The organism is Neolewinella aurantiaca (assembly GCF_008014675.1).
Taxonomy (GTDB): Bacteria; Bacteroidota; Bacteroidia; order Chitinophagales; family Saprospiraceae; genus Neolewinella; species Neolewinella aurantiaca.
In genome coordinates this window covers 17967-34521 of the sequence record NZ_VOXD01000041.1, presented here as the reverse complement: position 1 = coordinate 34521, position 16555 = coordinate 17967, and the positions used below count along the sequence as shown (strand labels likewise).

Here is a 16555-nt window from a genome sequence, read left to right as displayed (position 1 = left end):
AAAAATATACCCTCCCGTACATCCTTTTCCGCTCCTTGTCGTATCTATGGGTAACTATTTTATCGTTATTGTTCTGACCTTACGGACCAAACACTCATTCTCACTTCACCATGCTGAATAAAACTCTTGCCGGATTCTTTGCCTTCTTTTTGGGCATGTTTGGGGTTCATCGTTTTTACCTCGGCCAGTGGTTCCGGGGCGTTATGCAATTTGCTGGATTCTTTGGTGCGATTGTACTGGTTAACCTTGTTAACGATAGCGACGGAGAGGTTTTCTTCGGGATGGTAATCGCCACTATGGTCATTGCCCCAATCATAACGGCCATCGTTTTCTGGGCTACGCCCGAAAAAAAATGGCTCAAGAAGTACGATAAAGATTCGCTGGGCGAAAATCAGCCGCTCGGCATCGCTGCACCCTACGCCCACCGCGACACCAAAGCGCTCAAGGCCGAGGGCATCCGTTATTACCGTACCGGCGACTACGACCTGGCCATCGAGGCTTTCACCGAAGCCTCAGAAGCTGACCTTGGTGACCCTGGCACTCATTTCAACCTCGCTTGCTCCTACGCTCAACTTGGCCAGTATGGCGAATCGCTTCGTCATCTCGAGCTGTCCGTCACCTTCGGCCTGCCCAAGCCGGAGCGCATCGAGAAGCACCCCGCGCTTGCGGCCTTGCGCAAGCATTCTTCGTACCGTAGTTTCAGAGCCAACAATTTCCGCAGGCTCAATCTTCTGGAGCTCACCGAGCCCAAAGCAACGGACACCCCGATTGTCGACGAAACCGAAACGATCGAGAACTTCAACGCTCCGCCCCCGCCCCGGACGACAGAAACCATGCCTCCTCCTCCGCCAGCATTTGATGCTCCGCCCCCCGGCCCGGACCTGCTGGAGCAAATTACCCGGCTGCGCGAACTGCATGATGCAGGTGTTCTGACCCAAAAAGAATACCAGATGCAGAAAGAAAAGCTGATGGGCTAAAAAATTGGATTCCGGGTCCGGAACCAGCCATCAGCTCAACAAACCCTACTTCCTCCCGAGGCTATTTTACCCCAATGCCTTACAGCAGACAAGCTATTATGCATTAAGACAACCCCGCTGTCTTACCTTTGCCGAATGCTAAAGACGCTATACTTCTCACTTGCTATCCTCCTCACCTCAGCCCTCGGGGCTCAGGGTCTCGCCGGGGCCAGAAACCTGGACGCGGCGATACTTATTGACCTCGGGTACGGCCCCTTCACCAGTGCCGGAGACCTCAGCGACCGTTTCGGTGCCGGCTGGTCTATCGACGGAGGTGTTACCTGGCTCCCCAAGGACTCAAATATTGAATTCGGATTCAGGGTGCAGTACGGTTTCGGGACTGAAGTGAAAGAAGATGTCCTTTCAGGCCTGCGTACCCGCGAAGGTTTTATCATCGGAAACCAGCGATCTCCGGCAGACATTCAGCTGCGGCACCGACAGCTTTTCATTGGCCCCGCTGCGGGCTACACCTTTGCTTTAGGGGAAAACAAGCGGGCCGGCATTCATCTGAAAACAAGCCTGGGGTATTTTTTCCACCGGATTCGGTTTCAGGAAGACGCGGTTCAGGTCGTACCTCAGTTGCGCGACAATCTCTTGCCTGGCTACGACCAACTAACCGGCGGCTTCGCTGTCCATCAGTTCATCGGTTACCAACAACTCGCGTTAGACCGCCGACTCAACTTCTACCTTGGAGCTGAGGTAATGGCCGGCTTCACCAAGGCATTGCGTAACTTTGATATCCCTACCGGTGCTCCCCCATCTTCAGAAGGGCGAACCGACATCGTACTCGGTGTCAAAGCCGGCTTCATCATCCCTCTCTACTTCGGTGAAGGGCGTGAGATATTCTATAAATAATACCTCGGGAGCTGGCTCCTGTTTTCCTAGTTTCCAATCCTTTGACGTTTTTTTACCGCATTGCTGTAACCTTCTACCACCTTGCTGTTCGGCTGGCGGCATTATTTGGTGTAAAGCAAGCCAGGCTTTGGGTTGAGGGCCGTAAAAACACTGCCTCTTCGTCCCTTCCCTTGCACCTGCGCTCCGGCGCCCGGAACGGCACTCCTCTTATTTGGATGCACTGCGCCAGCCTCGGTGAATTTGAACAGGGCCGCCCCGTACTGGAAGAGCTACGCTCCGCCCGCCCCGACTGGCGCGTCCTGCTCACTTTCTACAGTCCCAGTGGTTTCGAAAGATGTAAGGATGAGCCTCTTGCCGATCACGTGGCGTACCTCCCCGCCGACGGGCCCCGACGGGCGACGCAGTGGTTGGAAGAGGTTGAACCTGAGGTTGCGATCTTCGTCAAATACGAGTTCTGGTATTTTCACTTACGGGCTCTTCATCAAGCAGCAATCCCCACTTTTCTTATTGCCGCCAGTTTCCGGCCTTCCCAGTGGTTTTTCAGAAGCCTGGGCGGATGGTGGCGACGGATGCTGGGCTTCTTTACTGCTATTATCGTTCAAACAGAAGGCGATCGCAGCTTACTCACCGGGCCGGGGCAGATCGACCCCTCGGCGGTGATCGTTGCCGGAGACCCACGAATGGACCGGACGTTGCAGCTGGCCCGCACCCCTTTTTCGGACAAGATCCTTGAAAGTTTCACCCACGGTGACAACGTCACCATAATTGCGGGTTCCGTGTGGCCGCAAGACGTAGCCTGCTGGGAACAAGTATGGGACCAACTGCCCTCTGATTATCGGCTGATCCTTGCTCCGCACCAACTTCATGAGAACGAGATTCAGCACTGGGAGAGCCGGTTCCAGGCCGTTCGTTACACCAGGGCGACGGCTGAGAACGTAAATAAAAGCCGGGTTCTGATTCTGGACACTATCGGTATTCTCAGCCGTGCATACCGGTACGGAAAAATTGCTTACGTGGGCGGAGGCTTCAAAACAGGCCTGCACAATACGCTGGAGCCGATGGCGTACGGGCTCCCCGTAATCTTCGGGCCGAAGTACCAAAAATTCCCGGAAGCCGCCGAAGCCATCAAACGCGGAGGAGCCTTCAGCATCGGCAATTCAAACGAGTTGACCGAAGCCATCAAAAAGTCTTTCAACGGAGCGGCTTCCACCGCTCAGGAGGAGCTGTGCAACGATAATTCCGGAGCAGGACTCCGAACGGCCCAGGCCGTACTGAACCACCTGCCCTGATGCCTGTTGGTACATTTATTAATCACACACTTCCGTGAAGCTAACGATACCCTGAGTACTTCTGCCTTTTCGGGTGTGTCCGGCAGCCGCTACAATCCCAACTTGCATGGCTTTCCATTTTACAGACAGAAGCCGTTTTTTTACCGTAACAGTACTTCACACCTTTGTTTTTCGGTCTCTTATGCTCCGGGTGCTGTTGATTATTTCCGTCACTTTCATCCTTACTGAAAACGTATTCACTCAGGGCCTGAGCGATAGTCCGCAAAGAGTACTGAGCAACGCTTTCGAGAAAGGAAACCTCATGGTCGCGCTCTCCGATCATCAGTGGCGACCGGGTTTGAACCTTGCCGCCGCACATTTAGCAATAGGTGGCACGGTAAGCCTGAATGTCTCGCTGGAAGAAGGCGTTGAATATGTTTTCGTAGCCTCCGGGCCTTACGAACAGGCAGATGTAGATCTGTACCTGCGCGACTCAACCGGAACTATTCTGGCGCGCGACCAACAAGAGGACGGGACACCAGTCGTGGAATTCAGAGCTCCGGCAAACGGAGCGTATCAGCTTCAACTTCACCTCGTGGCAGCCAACGAAGAAATGGCTTACGTAGCCCTCAGTCTGTTGTGCCGGCGTGGCCGGCAAATCCCGGAACAGGACTACCACAAAGTAGCAACCGGCTTTTTTGCTGCAGCGCATAAGGTCCGGGCTTCTGTGCCCGGAATCGACTGGCAAAAACAGCCGGGGGAATGGTGCCTTTTCGGTTATTCTTTGCGAGAAAACGAGGGGGCCACCCTCCGAAAACTACAACATCCTGAAGGTCAAAAAATTATAGCGGCCGCCGCTGGACCGGAACCTGCAGAAATAAGTTTATATTTAGGCACCGACGACGGGCAGATCGTGGCAAAAACCCAACAAGCCACCGCCTATCCACTGCTTGATTATTCCAATCCTGCCGTATCCGATCTCGATCTCAGGCTTGATGTAGAGCGTGCGCGGGCGCACATTCTGGTACTCGTTGGTGTTTTTCAATAAAACCCGGATACCGGTATCACCGGCTATCCACAAATACATCTGCGATGAGCAAAGTTTTGAAAGTAATCGAAGTCCTCAGTGAAAGCAGCGAAAGCTACGAAGACGCCATCAAGAACGCGGTGGAATCCACCGCCAAGTCGGTCCGCCACATCCGTTCCGTCTACATCAACGAGCAATCAGCCACAGTGAAGGACGGCAAGGTCGATAAGTTCCGCGTCAACGTAAAACTCACCTTCGAGGTAGACGTATAACCCGGTAACGAAGACCATCATCCCCTATTGATCGGTCATCATCTGTCTGAAAATCAGAACGCAGAAACCAGAACGCAGCGTGGGATCACCCCAGCACTTCGCATTCTGATTTCTGCGTTTCTGTTATCAGCTGTTTCCAGCAAGAGCAGAGGAATTTACTCTGTCAGTTTTTTGATCGCCTTTTCGACCTGCAGTTCCCGCTTGCTCTGGTAGCCGGTGAAAGATTTTATAATTTCACCTTCGCCATTGAGAATGTACATCTGAGGAATACTGCGGAAGCCGAGCTTACCCTGTAGCTTACCTTCGGTATCTACAAGAATATTGTAATCCCAACCTTTCCGGCTCACCAACGGCTTGATCCGGTTGACCATATGCCGCTTATCGACGCTGATGGCAAGAACCTGCGCACCATATTCGGTCTCCCACTTGGTGAGGTAGCTCTTCATATCATCCAACTCCATGTGACAGGGTTGGCACCACGTTGCCCAAACGGCAATGACCGTTGGTTTTCCGTTACCGACATAATCAGACAGGGCCACCGGTTGCTGATCTAAAGTTACCAGATCAGGCGTGGGGAAAGCTTTCTGGGCACCGAGAGTAACCGCGAAAAGAAGCATTGAAGCCAGGAAAAATTGCTTAAGCATAGTTCTTGATGGTTTGCACCTAAAAAACGTGCATCGAAGGTTTTTGATGCCACAAGATAGGTTATATATTTCTTAATTTGTTAAGAATGAACGGGCAACGCAGACGATCAGGAAATATACGTCGCCTCTCCTCCTGAAGTCCATCGGCAGCGAATACCAGCCAGGCAGAACACTCAACCAAACTCACGACCAAACCTAATACGCACTTCAGGCCACTCTCCGTGCCGTTCAGCCGCCGGCAGTCCGCTTTAGTGAAAGAGGCGGGGGCGCAGGTGCAGTGTAAAGGACCGGGAAAATGAAAACGGTCATTTCCCGGGTTACAGGAAATGACCGTTTAAGCAGGGTCTATCGTTAAATAGGTAAAGTAGAGTTCTGCCTAGAAATCGTTGATTGAGCGACCAGTGTAAGACATTACGTTACGGAAACCGACGTAAGACTTGGTTGTATCCTGGTATTCGAAGGTACGGGTACCGTTCTGCAGGTAGAAGCTAACGTCTTTCCAGCTGCCACCACGGATAACCTTACGCTTAAGTGCGATTGGATCATCTTCTTTCGCGTTGTAACGGATATCCGGGTTAAAGTCATGGATGAAGCTACCTGCGTTCTCGTTGAACTGGGTGATTGTCCATTCAGAAACGTTACCAGCCATGTTGTAGAGACCGTAATCGTTGGGGTAGTAAGCATCAGCAGCTACGGTGTAAGCACCACCATCATCGGGGTAATTACCGCGGCCAGGCTTGAAGTTGGCCAGCAGACATCCCTTGGTGTTGCGGACGTAAGGGCCACCCCATGGGTAAGGAGCGTTTTCTTTGCCACCACGCGCTGCGTACTCAAATTCGTACTCCGTAGGAAGACGGAAGTTTTCGATTGCAGTTTCGTTGTACTGGTTCCACAGCGAGGTGCGCCAGTAGCTGAAGGCGCGTGCCATGTGCCAGTCGATACCCACAATAGGGTACTCATCGTAAGCAGGGTGAGAGAAGTAGCTACGGGCCATCGGCTCGTTGTAGCTGTAGGCGAAGTCACGAACCCACACGAGAGTATCGGGGTAAACGTTCACCGTTTTTTCTGAAATGAAGTCGTTCATTCCGCTACCGGAGAGGCGGCCAGCGTTAGCAGCTGCACCCCAGTCGGCTTCTTTGTAGGTGTACTCGTAAAGAGAAGTATTCACTTGCTTTTTACCTGCGAAGCGGTCTTCCAGGTAAAGGTCAGCGAGTGTTTCGTCCTCGTAATCGAGTTCCATCTCCCAGTCAATGTTACCGTTCTCGTCAAAATCGCCCATCATGTCGTGAGCAATAGAGTCGCGTACCCAGTTCAGGAACTGGCGGTACTCATTGTTGGTGATCTCCGTATCATCCATGAAGAAGCCATTAATGGTAATGGCTTTAGGACGCTGGATGAATGTTCCGGAGATGTCTTGGTCACTGTTACCGACGTGGGCGGTTCCTGGTGGTACGTAGACCATGCCGTAAGGCTGTACGCCTTTCCAGTCAGGACGATCAAGTGCTCCAACGAGTTCACCGGTTTCGCGGCTTCCACAGCTGGAGAAAGAGAGGGCCATAAGGGATGCGGCCAGGAGGAGGTATATAAAATTCTTCATTAAAAGACCCGAGTTTTTTCCTCTTAGTTCAAAAAGCGTTGCAAAGATATACGAGTTGCCATAGCTAAACAACTTTCCGACAAACTTGGAAGGTATTTAACAATGCTCATGACAGCTACGCGACGGAAACGCCAAAGAGAGCGGTCGTAGTATTAAAGTTGGCTACGAAACCAACTTTTAACATAAATACTTACTCTTTGGCCCGCGGATAGAAGATCAATGGTGGAGGAACTCCCGCCCCGATGCGCTGCCTCAGGTTGTACTTCAGGCTTATTTCGTGGCTTCCGGTTTGAACCGTTGCCAGGTTAGACAGGGTGATATCGTATGCATATGCGAGCGATAATTTCTCGCTGATGTTCAATCCACCCGAAACAATGACGGCGTCGGAAGTCGTTCCGCTGTACCCCCGGTAAGCAACTCCCCCGAATATATTTTCCTGGAAGCGGAAGGTTGCTCCTGCGGTTGTCTGAAACTGAGTACCATCGCTTACAGCATAGATCATCGGGAAGACTTCCCATTGGCGCAGAATATCGAACTTCGCCCGTAAATATGCGTGGTATTCCCGTTGGAGGAGATAATCAAAGCCAGGAAAAGCAATCACTGCTTCGTTGAGGTTACGGGCCGACAAGCCGCCTTCAAAGCTTTCAGATTGGTAGTAGAGCCCTGCGCCGAAGGCGACGGAGCTATTGTCTACCGAACCAACCGGCAGCAGATCATCGTTGTGAATTACCGTATTCGAGTCTTCGTAGTTACCATCCGGAGTTCTCAAAGCCGATCCGTCGAGGCCCAGTTGAAGCATTCGCGCTGAAAGGCCTACGGACCAAACCGAGGCACCCCGCACCAACTGATAATTGTAGGAAAGACCGAAACTGTTGAGTTGGCGGGCTCCGATCTGGTCCCGCTCCACCTCAATCCCGACTCCACTACTGAGAAAATATACCGGCAGGTGCGCACTTACCCGCTGGCCTACCGGCTGGCCTTCGAGGCCAGCCCACTGAGACCGGTATGCTCCCGTTATGCTCAGGCTGTTATCTAAACCGGCGTAAGCAGGGTTGAACTGCACGGGATCCAGCCACGGCATACTATACTGCGCAAACTGTTGCCCCCGGAGAAAAGGAGAAAGGGTAATGAAAAGTAGCGGTAAGAGGGCGAAGCGTTTTGACATGGCCGGGAAATAGTTTTCAGAAGTTCATCATTCGGGATCGATCAGGCTGAGGGCTTCTGTTTTGGTAGAAACCGGAAGATTGCACACTTGGTTCTCACAAACAAAGAACTGCGTGCTATCCGTAAGGTAACGGTTTTGTGTTAAGGGAACGTCTTCGCGCGCCGTTTCGGATGCAACAATCAGTAAACCTGGTCGGTAACGCGACAGGAAAGAAGCCGCCGCAGCCCTCGCTCCTGGCCCGGTAATCACGAGTTCGCGCGGTGGAACACCGTGCAACAAGCCCGCACTAAGCCAATTACCGAAACTGGACGGATACCGTTCGATGCTTCCCGCCATAGCGGCCAGCATCATCTCACCGCGCTTCAGGTATTTTTCCTCGCCCGAGAGGCGGGCAAGGCGCAGGAGTGCCCCCATCATCTGGCTGTTTCCGCTCGGCAGGGCATTATCGAAGAGTTCGACGGCGTCGGCCGGCAGGTCACTGCCGGCTGGAGGGCGAATGTAGAACATCGGGCCACCATCCGGCATCGAGAAACGCTCCAATACTTCATCGACAATCGAACGGGCGTCTACCAGAGCTAGGTCCAAATCGAAGGTGATCGCATGGAGGTCGAGCGCTGCTTCGGCGAGCGCAGCCATATCATCCAGGAAGGCCGGAGCACCAAGCTGCCCGTCGGTAAGGTTTCGGTACCAATTGCCTTCGGAGCGGAGCTGATCGTTGAGCACACGCCACAGATCGGTTGCGAGGTCCAGGTACTTTTCGTCGGCGGTAGCGCGGTAGCACCAAGTCCAGCCCGAAATCAGCAGCGCATTCCACTGAAGGATGAGTTTATCGTCTGCACCGGGAGGGATGCGGAGCATCTGGGCTTCATGGAGGGTTTTCCGGGCCTTGTTCAGTTTCGCGACGGCAATATCTACCGGCAGGTCGAGTTTAGCGGCTACGGCGAGCAAATCTACCGGGCGGTAAAGGATATTTGTTTGCTCTTCTTCCCAGTTCCCGGCTACGGTAACCCCGTAAAATTCGGCGATGAGTTCTGCGTCGTCAGCGGGCAATAACGTAGCTATTTCTTCCAGCGTCCAGGTATAGTACTTTCCTTCCACGCCTTCGGAGTCGGCGTCGAGGGCGGCGCGGTAGCCGCCGCCGGGCAGGGCCATCTCACGTTGCAACCAGGCGGTGGTCTCGGTTATTGCGTCGAAGTAAAGCTGACTGGGTTGCGCCAGATGGAGCTTACCCAGCAAGCGGAGTAACAGCGCATTATCGTACAACATTTTCTCGAAGTGTGGCACCCGCCATTCTGCATCTACGGTATAGCGGCTGAAACCGCCGCCAAGGTGATCATAAATTCCTCCGTTCAGCATCGCCATCATTCCGTGGTGAGCGCGGTGTTGATCGTTGAAGTTTTTGTGAAGTACTCCGTTGGTAAGCAAAGCTTCCAGCGCGAGACTCATCGGAAATTTAGGTGCCCCGCCGAAACCGCCCCGCGCGTAGTCGTAGCCGTCGTTCAGTTTGGTCATCGTCTTCTCCCGCCATTCGTCATGGTTTTCGGCTTCGGGCTCGAGTTTCAGTAAACGGGTAGCACCTGATTTGATGTTGCGCGTCAGGCGGTCAGCCTGTTCGGTCAACGAGGCCCGGTCGTCGTTGTAGAGGCCGGCCAGGTGAGTGATGACTTCTTTCCAGCTGGGCCGGTTGTATTTGCGTTCGGGCGGGTAATAGGTACCTGCGTAGAAAGGCCGCCCGTCGGGCAACAAAAAAGCATTCAAGGGCCAGCCGCCGCCACCGGAAATAGCCTGACATGCCTCCATATAGATACGGTCAACGTCTGGTCGTTCCTCGCGGTCCACTTTTATGCAGACGAAGTGCTTGTTCATCAGGTCGGCCGTAACCTGATCTTCAAAACTTTCCCGCTCCATCACGTGACACCAGTGGCAGGTACTGTACCCGATACTCACGATGATGGGTTTATCTGCGGCTTTTGCCTCCGCCAGCGCCTCCGGGCCCCAGGCCCGCCAGTGTACGGGGTTGTTGGCGTGCTGAAGGAGGTAGGGAGAAGTTTGCTGGCCGAGTTGATTCATGTGGTAAAATTGTAAACTTGTAGATCGAACGCTGGCAGGGCGGATTGGTTGGGTGGAAGCGACAGATGCCTCCAATTGGTTCTTTCTCATCATCCTTTCTTTGCACCTGCGGCCGCGCCCGAACCATATTATGTTCCGACGGGTTAGTTTTGCCAGACCTTCAGCTACTCACCAAATTCCCGTTTCACTATGCAGCCACTGGCCGAAAGAATGCGCCCCAAATCTCTCGACGATTACGTCGGCCAAACCCACATCGTCGGCCCGGGTGCGGTCCTGCGGCGCGCCGTGGAGACCAAACGGCTGCCCAGTTTCATTCTGTGGGGCCCGCCGGGAGTTGGCAAAACAACGCTGGCTAAGATCATCGCCAATCAGATAGAAGTACCTTTTTACATGCTTTCGGCGATCAACTCGGGGGTGAAAGACGTGCGGGAGACCATCGACAAAGCCAAACGCGGTACTTTTTTCGACCGGGCCTCCCCCATCCTTTTCATCGACGAAATCCACCGGTTCAGCAAGAGCCAGCAAGACAGTTTGCTCGGTGCGGTGGAAGCCGGAACGGTCACGCTGATCGGAGCCACTACCGAGAACCCGAGCTTCGAGGTCATCCCCGCCCTGCTGAGCCGCTGCCAGGTTTACATCCTTGAATCGTTGGGTAAAGAAGAGTTGAAAGGAATGGTGGATAAGGCGCTGACGCAGGATGCAGTGCTGGCTAAAAGAGCAGTGAAGGTCGAAGATTACGATACCCTGCTGCGGTACTCGGGTGGAGACGGTCGCCGCCTCTACAACCTCCTGGAACTTGTAACCAACGAGGCCCAGGACGGCAAAGAAATTACCCTGACGGCCGACTGGGTCTCGGCCCGCGTACAGGAGAACATGACCCGCTACGACAAAACCGGAGAACAACACTACGACATCGCTTCGGCGATGATCAAATCCATCCGTGGTTCCGACCCCAACGGCGCGGTCTACTGGCTCGCCCGGATGATTGACGGCGGCGAAGACGTGAAGTTCATCTGTCGGCGGCTCATCATCTCGGCTTCCGAAGACATCGGCCTCGGCTCACCGAACGCACTGCTGATGGCAACTACCGCCGCCCAGGCCGCCCAGATGGTCGGCTACCCCGAAGCGCGGATTATCCTCAGCCAGGCCGTAACCTACCTCGCTACCTGCCCGAAAAGCAACTCCAGCTACATGGCCATCAATAACGCACAGGCGGCCGTTCGTAAAACCGGCACGCTACCCGTTCCCCTGCACCTGCGTAATGCGCCCACCAAACTGATGAAGCAGTTGGACTACGGCAAAAACTACAACTACAGCCACGATAATGCCGGCAACTTCAAAGCCCAGGAGTACCTGCCCGATGAGCTGAGCGGAACGGCTTTCTTCCAGCCAAAGCCAAATAACCCTTCGGAAAAAGGCATCCTCGACCGGCTGAAGAAATGGTGGGGTGGGAAGTATTATTGAACCCGCAAAGCGCAGCCGTAGATCAGGTTACTGGTTTGCTTATGCTGACAATAAAAATGCCCCCAAAGCAACCTTCCGGAATTGAACCGGAGAGAATACTTTGGGGGCAAAACCCTGATTACGCGAAGAGGGGAAATTACTCCTTCACCACTTTTACGGTCATCAGGCCACGGTCGGTACGAACGAGCGCCACGTAAAACCCTGGAGCGAGGTGGCTGGCCTCCAGTGTGAAGCGTTCAGTCATTGGTCGCCATTCGCCCATTTTTTCACCGTTGGTATTGAACAACACCAGAGACTCCATCCGTTCGGGGGCAATAATCACGAACTCCTCACCGATGGGATTCGGGAAAGCTTCCAGCAGACCAGTTATCGGATCATTGGTTCCGTCTACAATCTCTTTGTAGTAGTACACATTGTCGATGTAGATCGTGCCGGCGCCAACGGGCAGTCCGGAAATGATGAATTGGTTGATGTCGGTCTGGTTCATCCCCGCAAAGTCTTCCAGGGGAATGTCCAGGCTGTTCCACTGGCCGGTACCCACCATAAAGATTTGTTCGTTCTCGGTATCGGTGCCTCCGTCAAAGCCATCCATCCCGAAATCAACGAGTTTGATCCGGAAAGTATCCATGTTAGGCGTCCAGTAATCGAGGTGCAGGTGGGTCATGCCGGCGGTGGTGAGGTCGATCGCATTGGCACCGATGGTTTCGATTCCGACAAAGTCAAGATTAGTATACTTCTTGGTTGCATTGCCCTCGATCATGATGTCTTCCAGGTTTCCGCTGCTCCAGTCGGTTCTCCAGGTATCGACCACCACGTCTGTGTAGGCATCGCTGAACATGGAAATCACGTTTTCGGCAGGGTGCGTAGGTGTGGGAGCCGCAGTCATCGGCTCATCGTCGCCGCCGCCGCCGTTACCGCTGGTGTTGCCACCGAAGAAGATGTCATCCCAGTAATAAGTAGCATCGGCTGCGGGCTCGGTTCCGAAGTTGAAGAAGATCGAGGCTTTATCGTACACCGCAGCAAAGTTGATTGCGGCAGTTCCCGGAGCTTCCATGCTGAAGTCGAACACGAGCGTATCCCAGGCACCAGCAACAGTAGTGTTGGTCAGGGTTTCCACACTGATGTTGGGATCATCTGCTTTTTCAACCTTCAGTAATACAGGTGTACCTGCCGTTGGCGACCAAACACGTACAGACATGGTTGTAGCATCCGCGGTAAAGGGAATCTGCGAAGCGAAACCAACGGGGCCACCCGCCGTCGAGCTCAGGGTTGTACCCGCCCAGGTTGCTGCACCTGCAGTCTTTACGGATTGTGCTACGGTGTTCGTTGCGTCTTCGGGGTCGGCAACGATCGAGGAAGCGTTGCCGCCGAAGTCGGCCAGGCCGTAGTCGACACCTTCTTCGTCGAAGGTAACCGGCAGGTCCATCTGAGCTCCGAGTTCCACGCCGGAGTAGAAGTAAATGTTGTCGAGGTAAACATCGCTCATGCCAGCCGGAGTGCTGGCGATGATGAATTGGTTGATGTCAGTTTGGTTCATCCCTTCAAAAGAGACCAACGGATAGTCGAGGCTGATCCACTGGCCCTGGGCTACATCGGTTGCAATTTCGAATTCAGTGTCTGCACTTGCGCCTTCGAATCCGTCGCCTCCGAAATCAACCAGCTTCACGCGGAAGTTGGTGCTGTTTGCGCTCCAGAAATCGATGTGAAGATGGGTCATTCCGCTAATGTCCAGCGCGTTTCCTCCTGTAGTTTCGATGCCCGCGAAGTTCAGGTCGGAGTAAAGCTTCATCGCCGAGCCGTCAATAACAGTATCGATGAGGCCAGACAAACTCCAACCCGTAAGGAAGGTGGTTACCGTTACATCATCGTAAGCGTCGCTGAAGAGAGAGATCACGTCTTCGGCGGCAGCCGTTGGAGCGGGAGCTGCGGTGGTTGGGCCAAGGTTGTCGTTTCCGCCTCCGCCGTCACCGCTCTGGATGAGGTTGTCGTAGTAGAACGTCATTTCTTCTCCGCCAACCACGTTGAAGTTCATGAAGATCGTTACCGAAGAAAAGCTCTGGTTGGCTTCTGCGGAGAAATCAAAAGTGAGTTCCTGCCAGCTGTTGGCCGCGCCGGTGAAAGTGGCCGCAACCTCCCGGAAGTCATTAGTGCTTCTTTCCAGTTTGAGCAGAACGGGAACGTTGGTAGCGGGCGACCACACCTGCATTGTGAACGTTTTGCCGTTGGCAAAATCCACGGTCTGGGGGATGTTGGTTCCGGAGAACGCAAAATCGGGCGGGATCACGTTCTGAGCCACTTTCGCGCTCGTGTTGGGCTCGTTGGCGTCCGGGTTATCAACGACGGTGGTTACCGACCCGTTGAAGTCATTGAAAGTAGGCACGTCACCCTCGAAATCGAAGATGGTGCTCTGCGCTGTGGTCGTGACCGACAGGAGCAGGAGAAGTAAAAGTGTGTAGCATGATTTCATAATATCGACTTAAGTTAATTACAAGCGAAAAAATATAGCCCGCCCCGGCAGTAGACCTACCGGGAGGGCTGTTTACTCAGGCGCGTAAACCCTGATATAGTCTATGACGTAGTCTTGTGGAAAAACTGAATCATCCACTTCCGGGCCACCGTACGTGCCGCCTACCGCCAGGTTGAGCAGCAGGAAGAAAGGCTTGTCAAACGGCCAGGCTTCTGCAGATCGGCTTTTGGGTTCGAAGGAATGAACCCATTGATCATCCACAAAAAAGGCGATGTTCTCCGGGGTCCATTCCGCTGCGTAGCGATGAAACCCTTCTTCTATGTCAGAGAACCTCGTTTTTTTAGTACTGGCCGACACTCCGTTTTGCGTCTGAGTGTGCAACGAAGCAAGCACTTCTCCGGGCTTCTGCCCTTTGTACTTCAGAATGTCAATCTCGCCGCAAGCGGGCCAATTCACCTGATCGATATTCTGACCAAGCATCCAAAAAGCCGGTACAAGGCCTTTGCCTACGGGCAACTTCACTCTTGCTTCAATACGACCGTAGCGAAATTGTTGTTTCTCTTTGGTAGTGATTCGGGTAGAAGTGTAAACCCCCTCGTTCTTTTCAGCCGTGATGATGAGCTTTCCGTCCTCCAGGCGATGGTTATCTTTGGTGTAATACTGGACTTCCCCGTTGCCCCAACCGCATAAATCAGGACAGCCATCGCCCGGTTCGTGGGTCCATACCTCGGCGTCGAGATCGGTTCCTGAAAACTCATCAGACCACACCAGCTGACGCTCAGCGGTTCTTTCCGCCAGAGATACGTCACCCGCATCCACCCGGGAGCAAGCCTGAAGTACCACAAGGGGCAGAAGCATAAAGAGTGGAGCGTATTTCAATTTCTGGTTTTACGTAGTAGTCAGATCCGACAAGTTTGGTTTCGGAGCGCCCGGGCTTTCACATATTTCCGATGCCCAGGCCCGTTGTCATGCCCATGAACGGGAAAGGTTACTGGTACACCCGTACCCAATCTACTTCCATCGTCGACTCCACGAAGTCCGGTGCGATATTGCCACCGAAACCTCCACCCATGGCTACGTTGAAAATCAGGAAGAAGTCGCTATTGAAGGGAAGGCTCCCGTCGTTGGCGAAGGTGTGGTAGAGCTCGTCATCGACGAAGAAACGGATCGATTCCGGCGACCAGATCGCGGAAAAAGTGTGAAACTCGGTGGAGATTCCTGGTACGTTGGTTCCACGGCTTACGCCATTTCCGCCCGAATTACCGGGGAAATGAAGTGTGGAGAACAACTCATCCTGACGGTTACCGACGTGTTCCATGATGTCGATTTCGCCGCACCCGGGCCACGTGTTGGTCGCGTAGTCTTCGCCCAGCATCCAGAGTGCCGGCCAGGTTCCTCCTCCTGTGGGAAGCTTTGCGTGGATATCGATTCGTCCGTACGTGAACTCGAACTTATTCTCGGTTAACAGACGTGCTGAGGTGTACTCGGCACCGCTGAAGTTCTCCTTTTTGGCCGTGATCTTCAGGACGCCGTCTTCTACCCTCACGTTTTCCGACCGGTCGGTGTAGTATTGCGATTCGCCATTACCCCAGCCGTTGTCTCCCCGACCGATGTTATAGCCCCACTTTGCGGGGTCAGGAGCGCCGTCGGTGTTGAATTCATCCGCCCATACGAGGTTGTCGTAATCGGTATCGTCGCTTCCTTCCGTTGGCTTGGTGGAGCTGAAAATATGGTACCAGGCCAGGCCGGGGTTATCACCTTGCTCGGCTCGTACCACCAGGCGGCTATCGGTTACCGAGATAATTTCGTAAGTAGTTGCACCAATGTAATAGCTCATGAAACCACCCTGGGTGAACACCAGATTCGTTCCTCTGGTCTGCCCGGGTACGCCGTTGTCTACCACTACACTTTCAGAGGGAGCGAGCTGCACGAGTTGGGGCGTTGCGTCGACATCGAAATCATAGCAAAAGTCAAATCCCTGCGATCCTCCGGCAACGCCCTGATAAGCAGTATTGAAGTAGGTCTGACCGAAGTTATTCAGTTGGAAGAAAAGTGCATCCCCCTCGCGGGTAAAGATGAGTTCGTCCTGGTACAGACACGCGCTTTCAGGTCCACCATCTTTTTCAAAAGGTGCGGCCTGGTAGTAATTGGCGTAAAAATTCAGTTCGGAGTTATCGTCGTTTTGGCCTACGCCAAGGTGGCCGGGTTCGTCTGCGGCCCAGTACCATGTTTTGCTTCCCTCGCCGGTGAGGAAGTCTACAACTTCCGGATCACTGAAGCTGCTTTGAACCGTCACCTCGGTGGTCAGGGTGGTGCTCACCCCAGCTGTTCCGGAGGCAACGATCGTCACGCCGTAGGTATTCACCCCTACCTGGCTGAAACGCTTGGTCAGCCGACCGGAAGGGGCAATCTCTTCGCTTCCATCGCTGAATACATAACGGTAAGTAATGGCATTATCGGCCACAGCGGTAAAAACAACCTGCCCGCTGCCGTCGCCGAAGGGCGCATCATCCGTCTGGCCTGTAATTGTGGCCTCCACACTCAGGTTCTGAGGTGCGGTAATGTCACCAAAGGCATAGTCTTCCTGTTCACAGGCGAAGCAGAAAAGCGCAAGAGCAGTAAGGAGAAAAAAATGTTTCATGATTAGTTATTTACCAAATGCAATCTGCCCCTCGAAGCGGGTTCTGAGCCGATCCGTCGTAACAATTGA

At 53.6% G+C, this 16555-nt stretch carries 13 protein-coding genes; 6 read left to right on the top strand and 7 right to left on the bottom strand.

The genetic code is table 11. The features are described from left to right. The first annotated feature begins 110 nt into the window (after positions 1 to 110). The 5 genes from FUA23_RS19745 to FUA23_RS19725 all read left to right on the top strand — a co-directional run bounded on the left by FUA23_RS19745 (position 111) and on the right by FUA23_RS19725 (position 4438). Positions 111 to 977: an NINE protein gene (locus FUA23_RS19745; protein WP_147932515.1), complete on the top strand. Its 867-nt coding sequence runs from the start codon at positions 111 to 113 to the stop codon at positions 975 to 977. 135 nt (positions 978 to 1112) lie between these two features. Further along, positions 1113 to 1871 (top strand): hypothetical protein, encoded by a 759-nt coding sequence (locus FUA23_RS19740; protein WP_147932499.1) that lies wholly within the window; start codon positions 1113 to 1115, stop codon positions 1869 to 1871. A gap of 41 nt (positions 1872 to 1912) precedes the next feature. Further along, positions 1913 to 3160: a 3-deoxy-D-manno-octulosonic acid transferase gene (locus FUA23_RS19735; RefSeq protein ID WP_147932498.1), complete on the top strand. Its 1248-nt coding sequence runs from the start codon at positions 1913 to 1915 to the stop codon at positions 3158 to 3160. A 106-nt stretch (positions 3161 to 3266) separates the two neighbouring features. Beyond that, positions 3267 to 4187 carry a PPC domain-containing protein gene (locus FUA23_RS19730; RefSeq protein WP_147932497.1) on the top strand — a complete coding sequence of 307 codons (921 nt, stop codon included), beginning with the start codon at positions 3267 to 3269 and terminating at the stop codon, positions 4185 to 4187. 44 nt (positions 4188 to 4231) lie between these two features. Then, positions 4232 to 4438: a dodecin family protein gene (locus tag FUA23_RS19725; RefSeq protein ID WP_147932496.1), complete on the top strand. Its 207-nt coding sequence runs from the start codon at positions 4232 to 4234 to the stop codon at positions 4436 to 4438. 155 nt (positions 4439 to 4593) lie between these two features. Here the strand turns inward: FUA23_RS19725 and FUA23_RS19720 are convergent, their stop codons facing one another. The 4 genes from FUA23_RS19720 to FUA23_RS19705 all read right to left on the bottom strand — a co-directional run bounded on the left by FUA23_RS19720 (position 4594) and on the right by FUA23_RS19705 (position 9914). Continuing rightward, on the bottom strand, positions 4594 to 5082 hold the full coding sequence (locus FUA23_RS19720) for a TlpA family protein disulfide reductase (protein WP_147932495.1): 489 nt from the start codon (positions 5080 to 5082) through the stop codon (positions 4594 to 4596). Between the two features lie 376 nt (positions 5083 to 5458). Next, the gene (gene porK / locus FUA23_RS19715) at positions 5459 to 6679 is read right to left on the bottom strand and encodes a T9SS ring complex lipoprotein PorK/GldK (protein WP_147932494.1); all 1221 of its coding nucleotides are present in this window, start codon (positions 6677 to 6679) and stop codon (positions 5459 to 5461) included. Between the two features lie 190 nt (positions 6680 to 6869). After that, a complete protein-coding gene (locus tag FUA23_RS19710) occupies positions 6870 to 7844 on the bottom strand; it encodes a PorP/SprF family type IX secretion system membrane protein (RefSeq protein WP_147932493.1) in 975 nt (324 codons plus the stop codon). 27 nt (positions 7845 to 7871) lie between these two features. Further along, the gene (locus FUA23_RS19705; RefSeq protein ID WP_187271143.1) at positions 7872 to 9914 is read right to left on the bottom strand and encodes a thioredoxin domain-containing protein; all 2043 of its coding nucleotides are present in this window, start codon (positions 9912 to 9914) and stop codon (positions 7872 to 7874) included. A 189-nt stretch (positions 9915 to 10103) separates the two neighbouring features. Between FUA23_RS19705 and FUA23_RS19700 the strand changes: the two genes are divergently transcribed. Beyond that, a complete protein-coding gene (locus tag FUA23_RS19700; RefSeq protein WP_147932491.1) occupies positions 10104 to 11378 on the top strand; it encodes a replication-associated recombination protein A in 1275 nt (424 codons plus the stop codon). A 136-nt stretch (positions 11379 to 11514) separates the two neighbouring features. On the opposite strand, the gene FUA23_RS19695 is transcribed toward FUA23_RS19700, so the two are convergent. The 3 genes from FUA23_RS19695 to FUA23_RS19685 all read right to left on the bottom strand — a co-directional run bounded on the left by FUA23_RS19695 (position 11515) and on the right by FUA23_RS19685 (position 16486). After that, a complete protein-coding gene (locus FUA23_RS19695) occupies positions 11515 to 13845 on the bottom strand; it encodes a T9SS type A sorting domain-containing protein (RefSeq protein ID WP_147932490.1) in 2331 nt (776 codons plus the stop codon). A 72-nt stretch (positions 13846 to 13917) separates the two neighbouring features. Continuing rightward, positions 13918 to 14724, bottom strand: a complete 807-nt coding sequence (locus FUA23_RS19690; RefSeq protein ID WP_222707069.1) for a glycoside hydrolase family 16 protein — start codon at positions 14722 to 14724, stop codon at positions 13918 to 13920. 109 nt (positions 14725 to 14833) lie between these two features. Continuing rightward, a complete protein-coding gene (locus FUA23_RS19685; protein ID WP_147932489.1) occupies positions 14834 to 16486 on the bottom strand; it encodes a family 16 glycosylhydrolase in 1653 nt (550 codons plus the stop codon). Between the last annotated feature and the right edge of the window lie 69 nt (positions 16487 to 16555).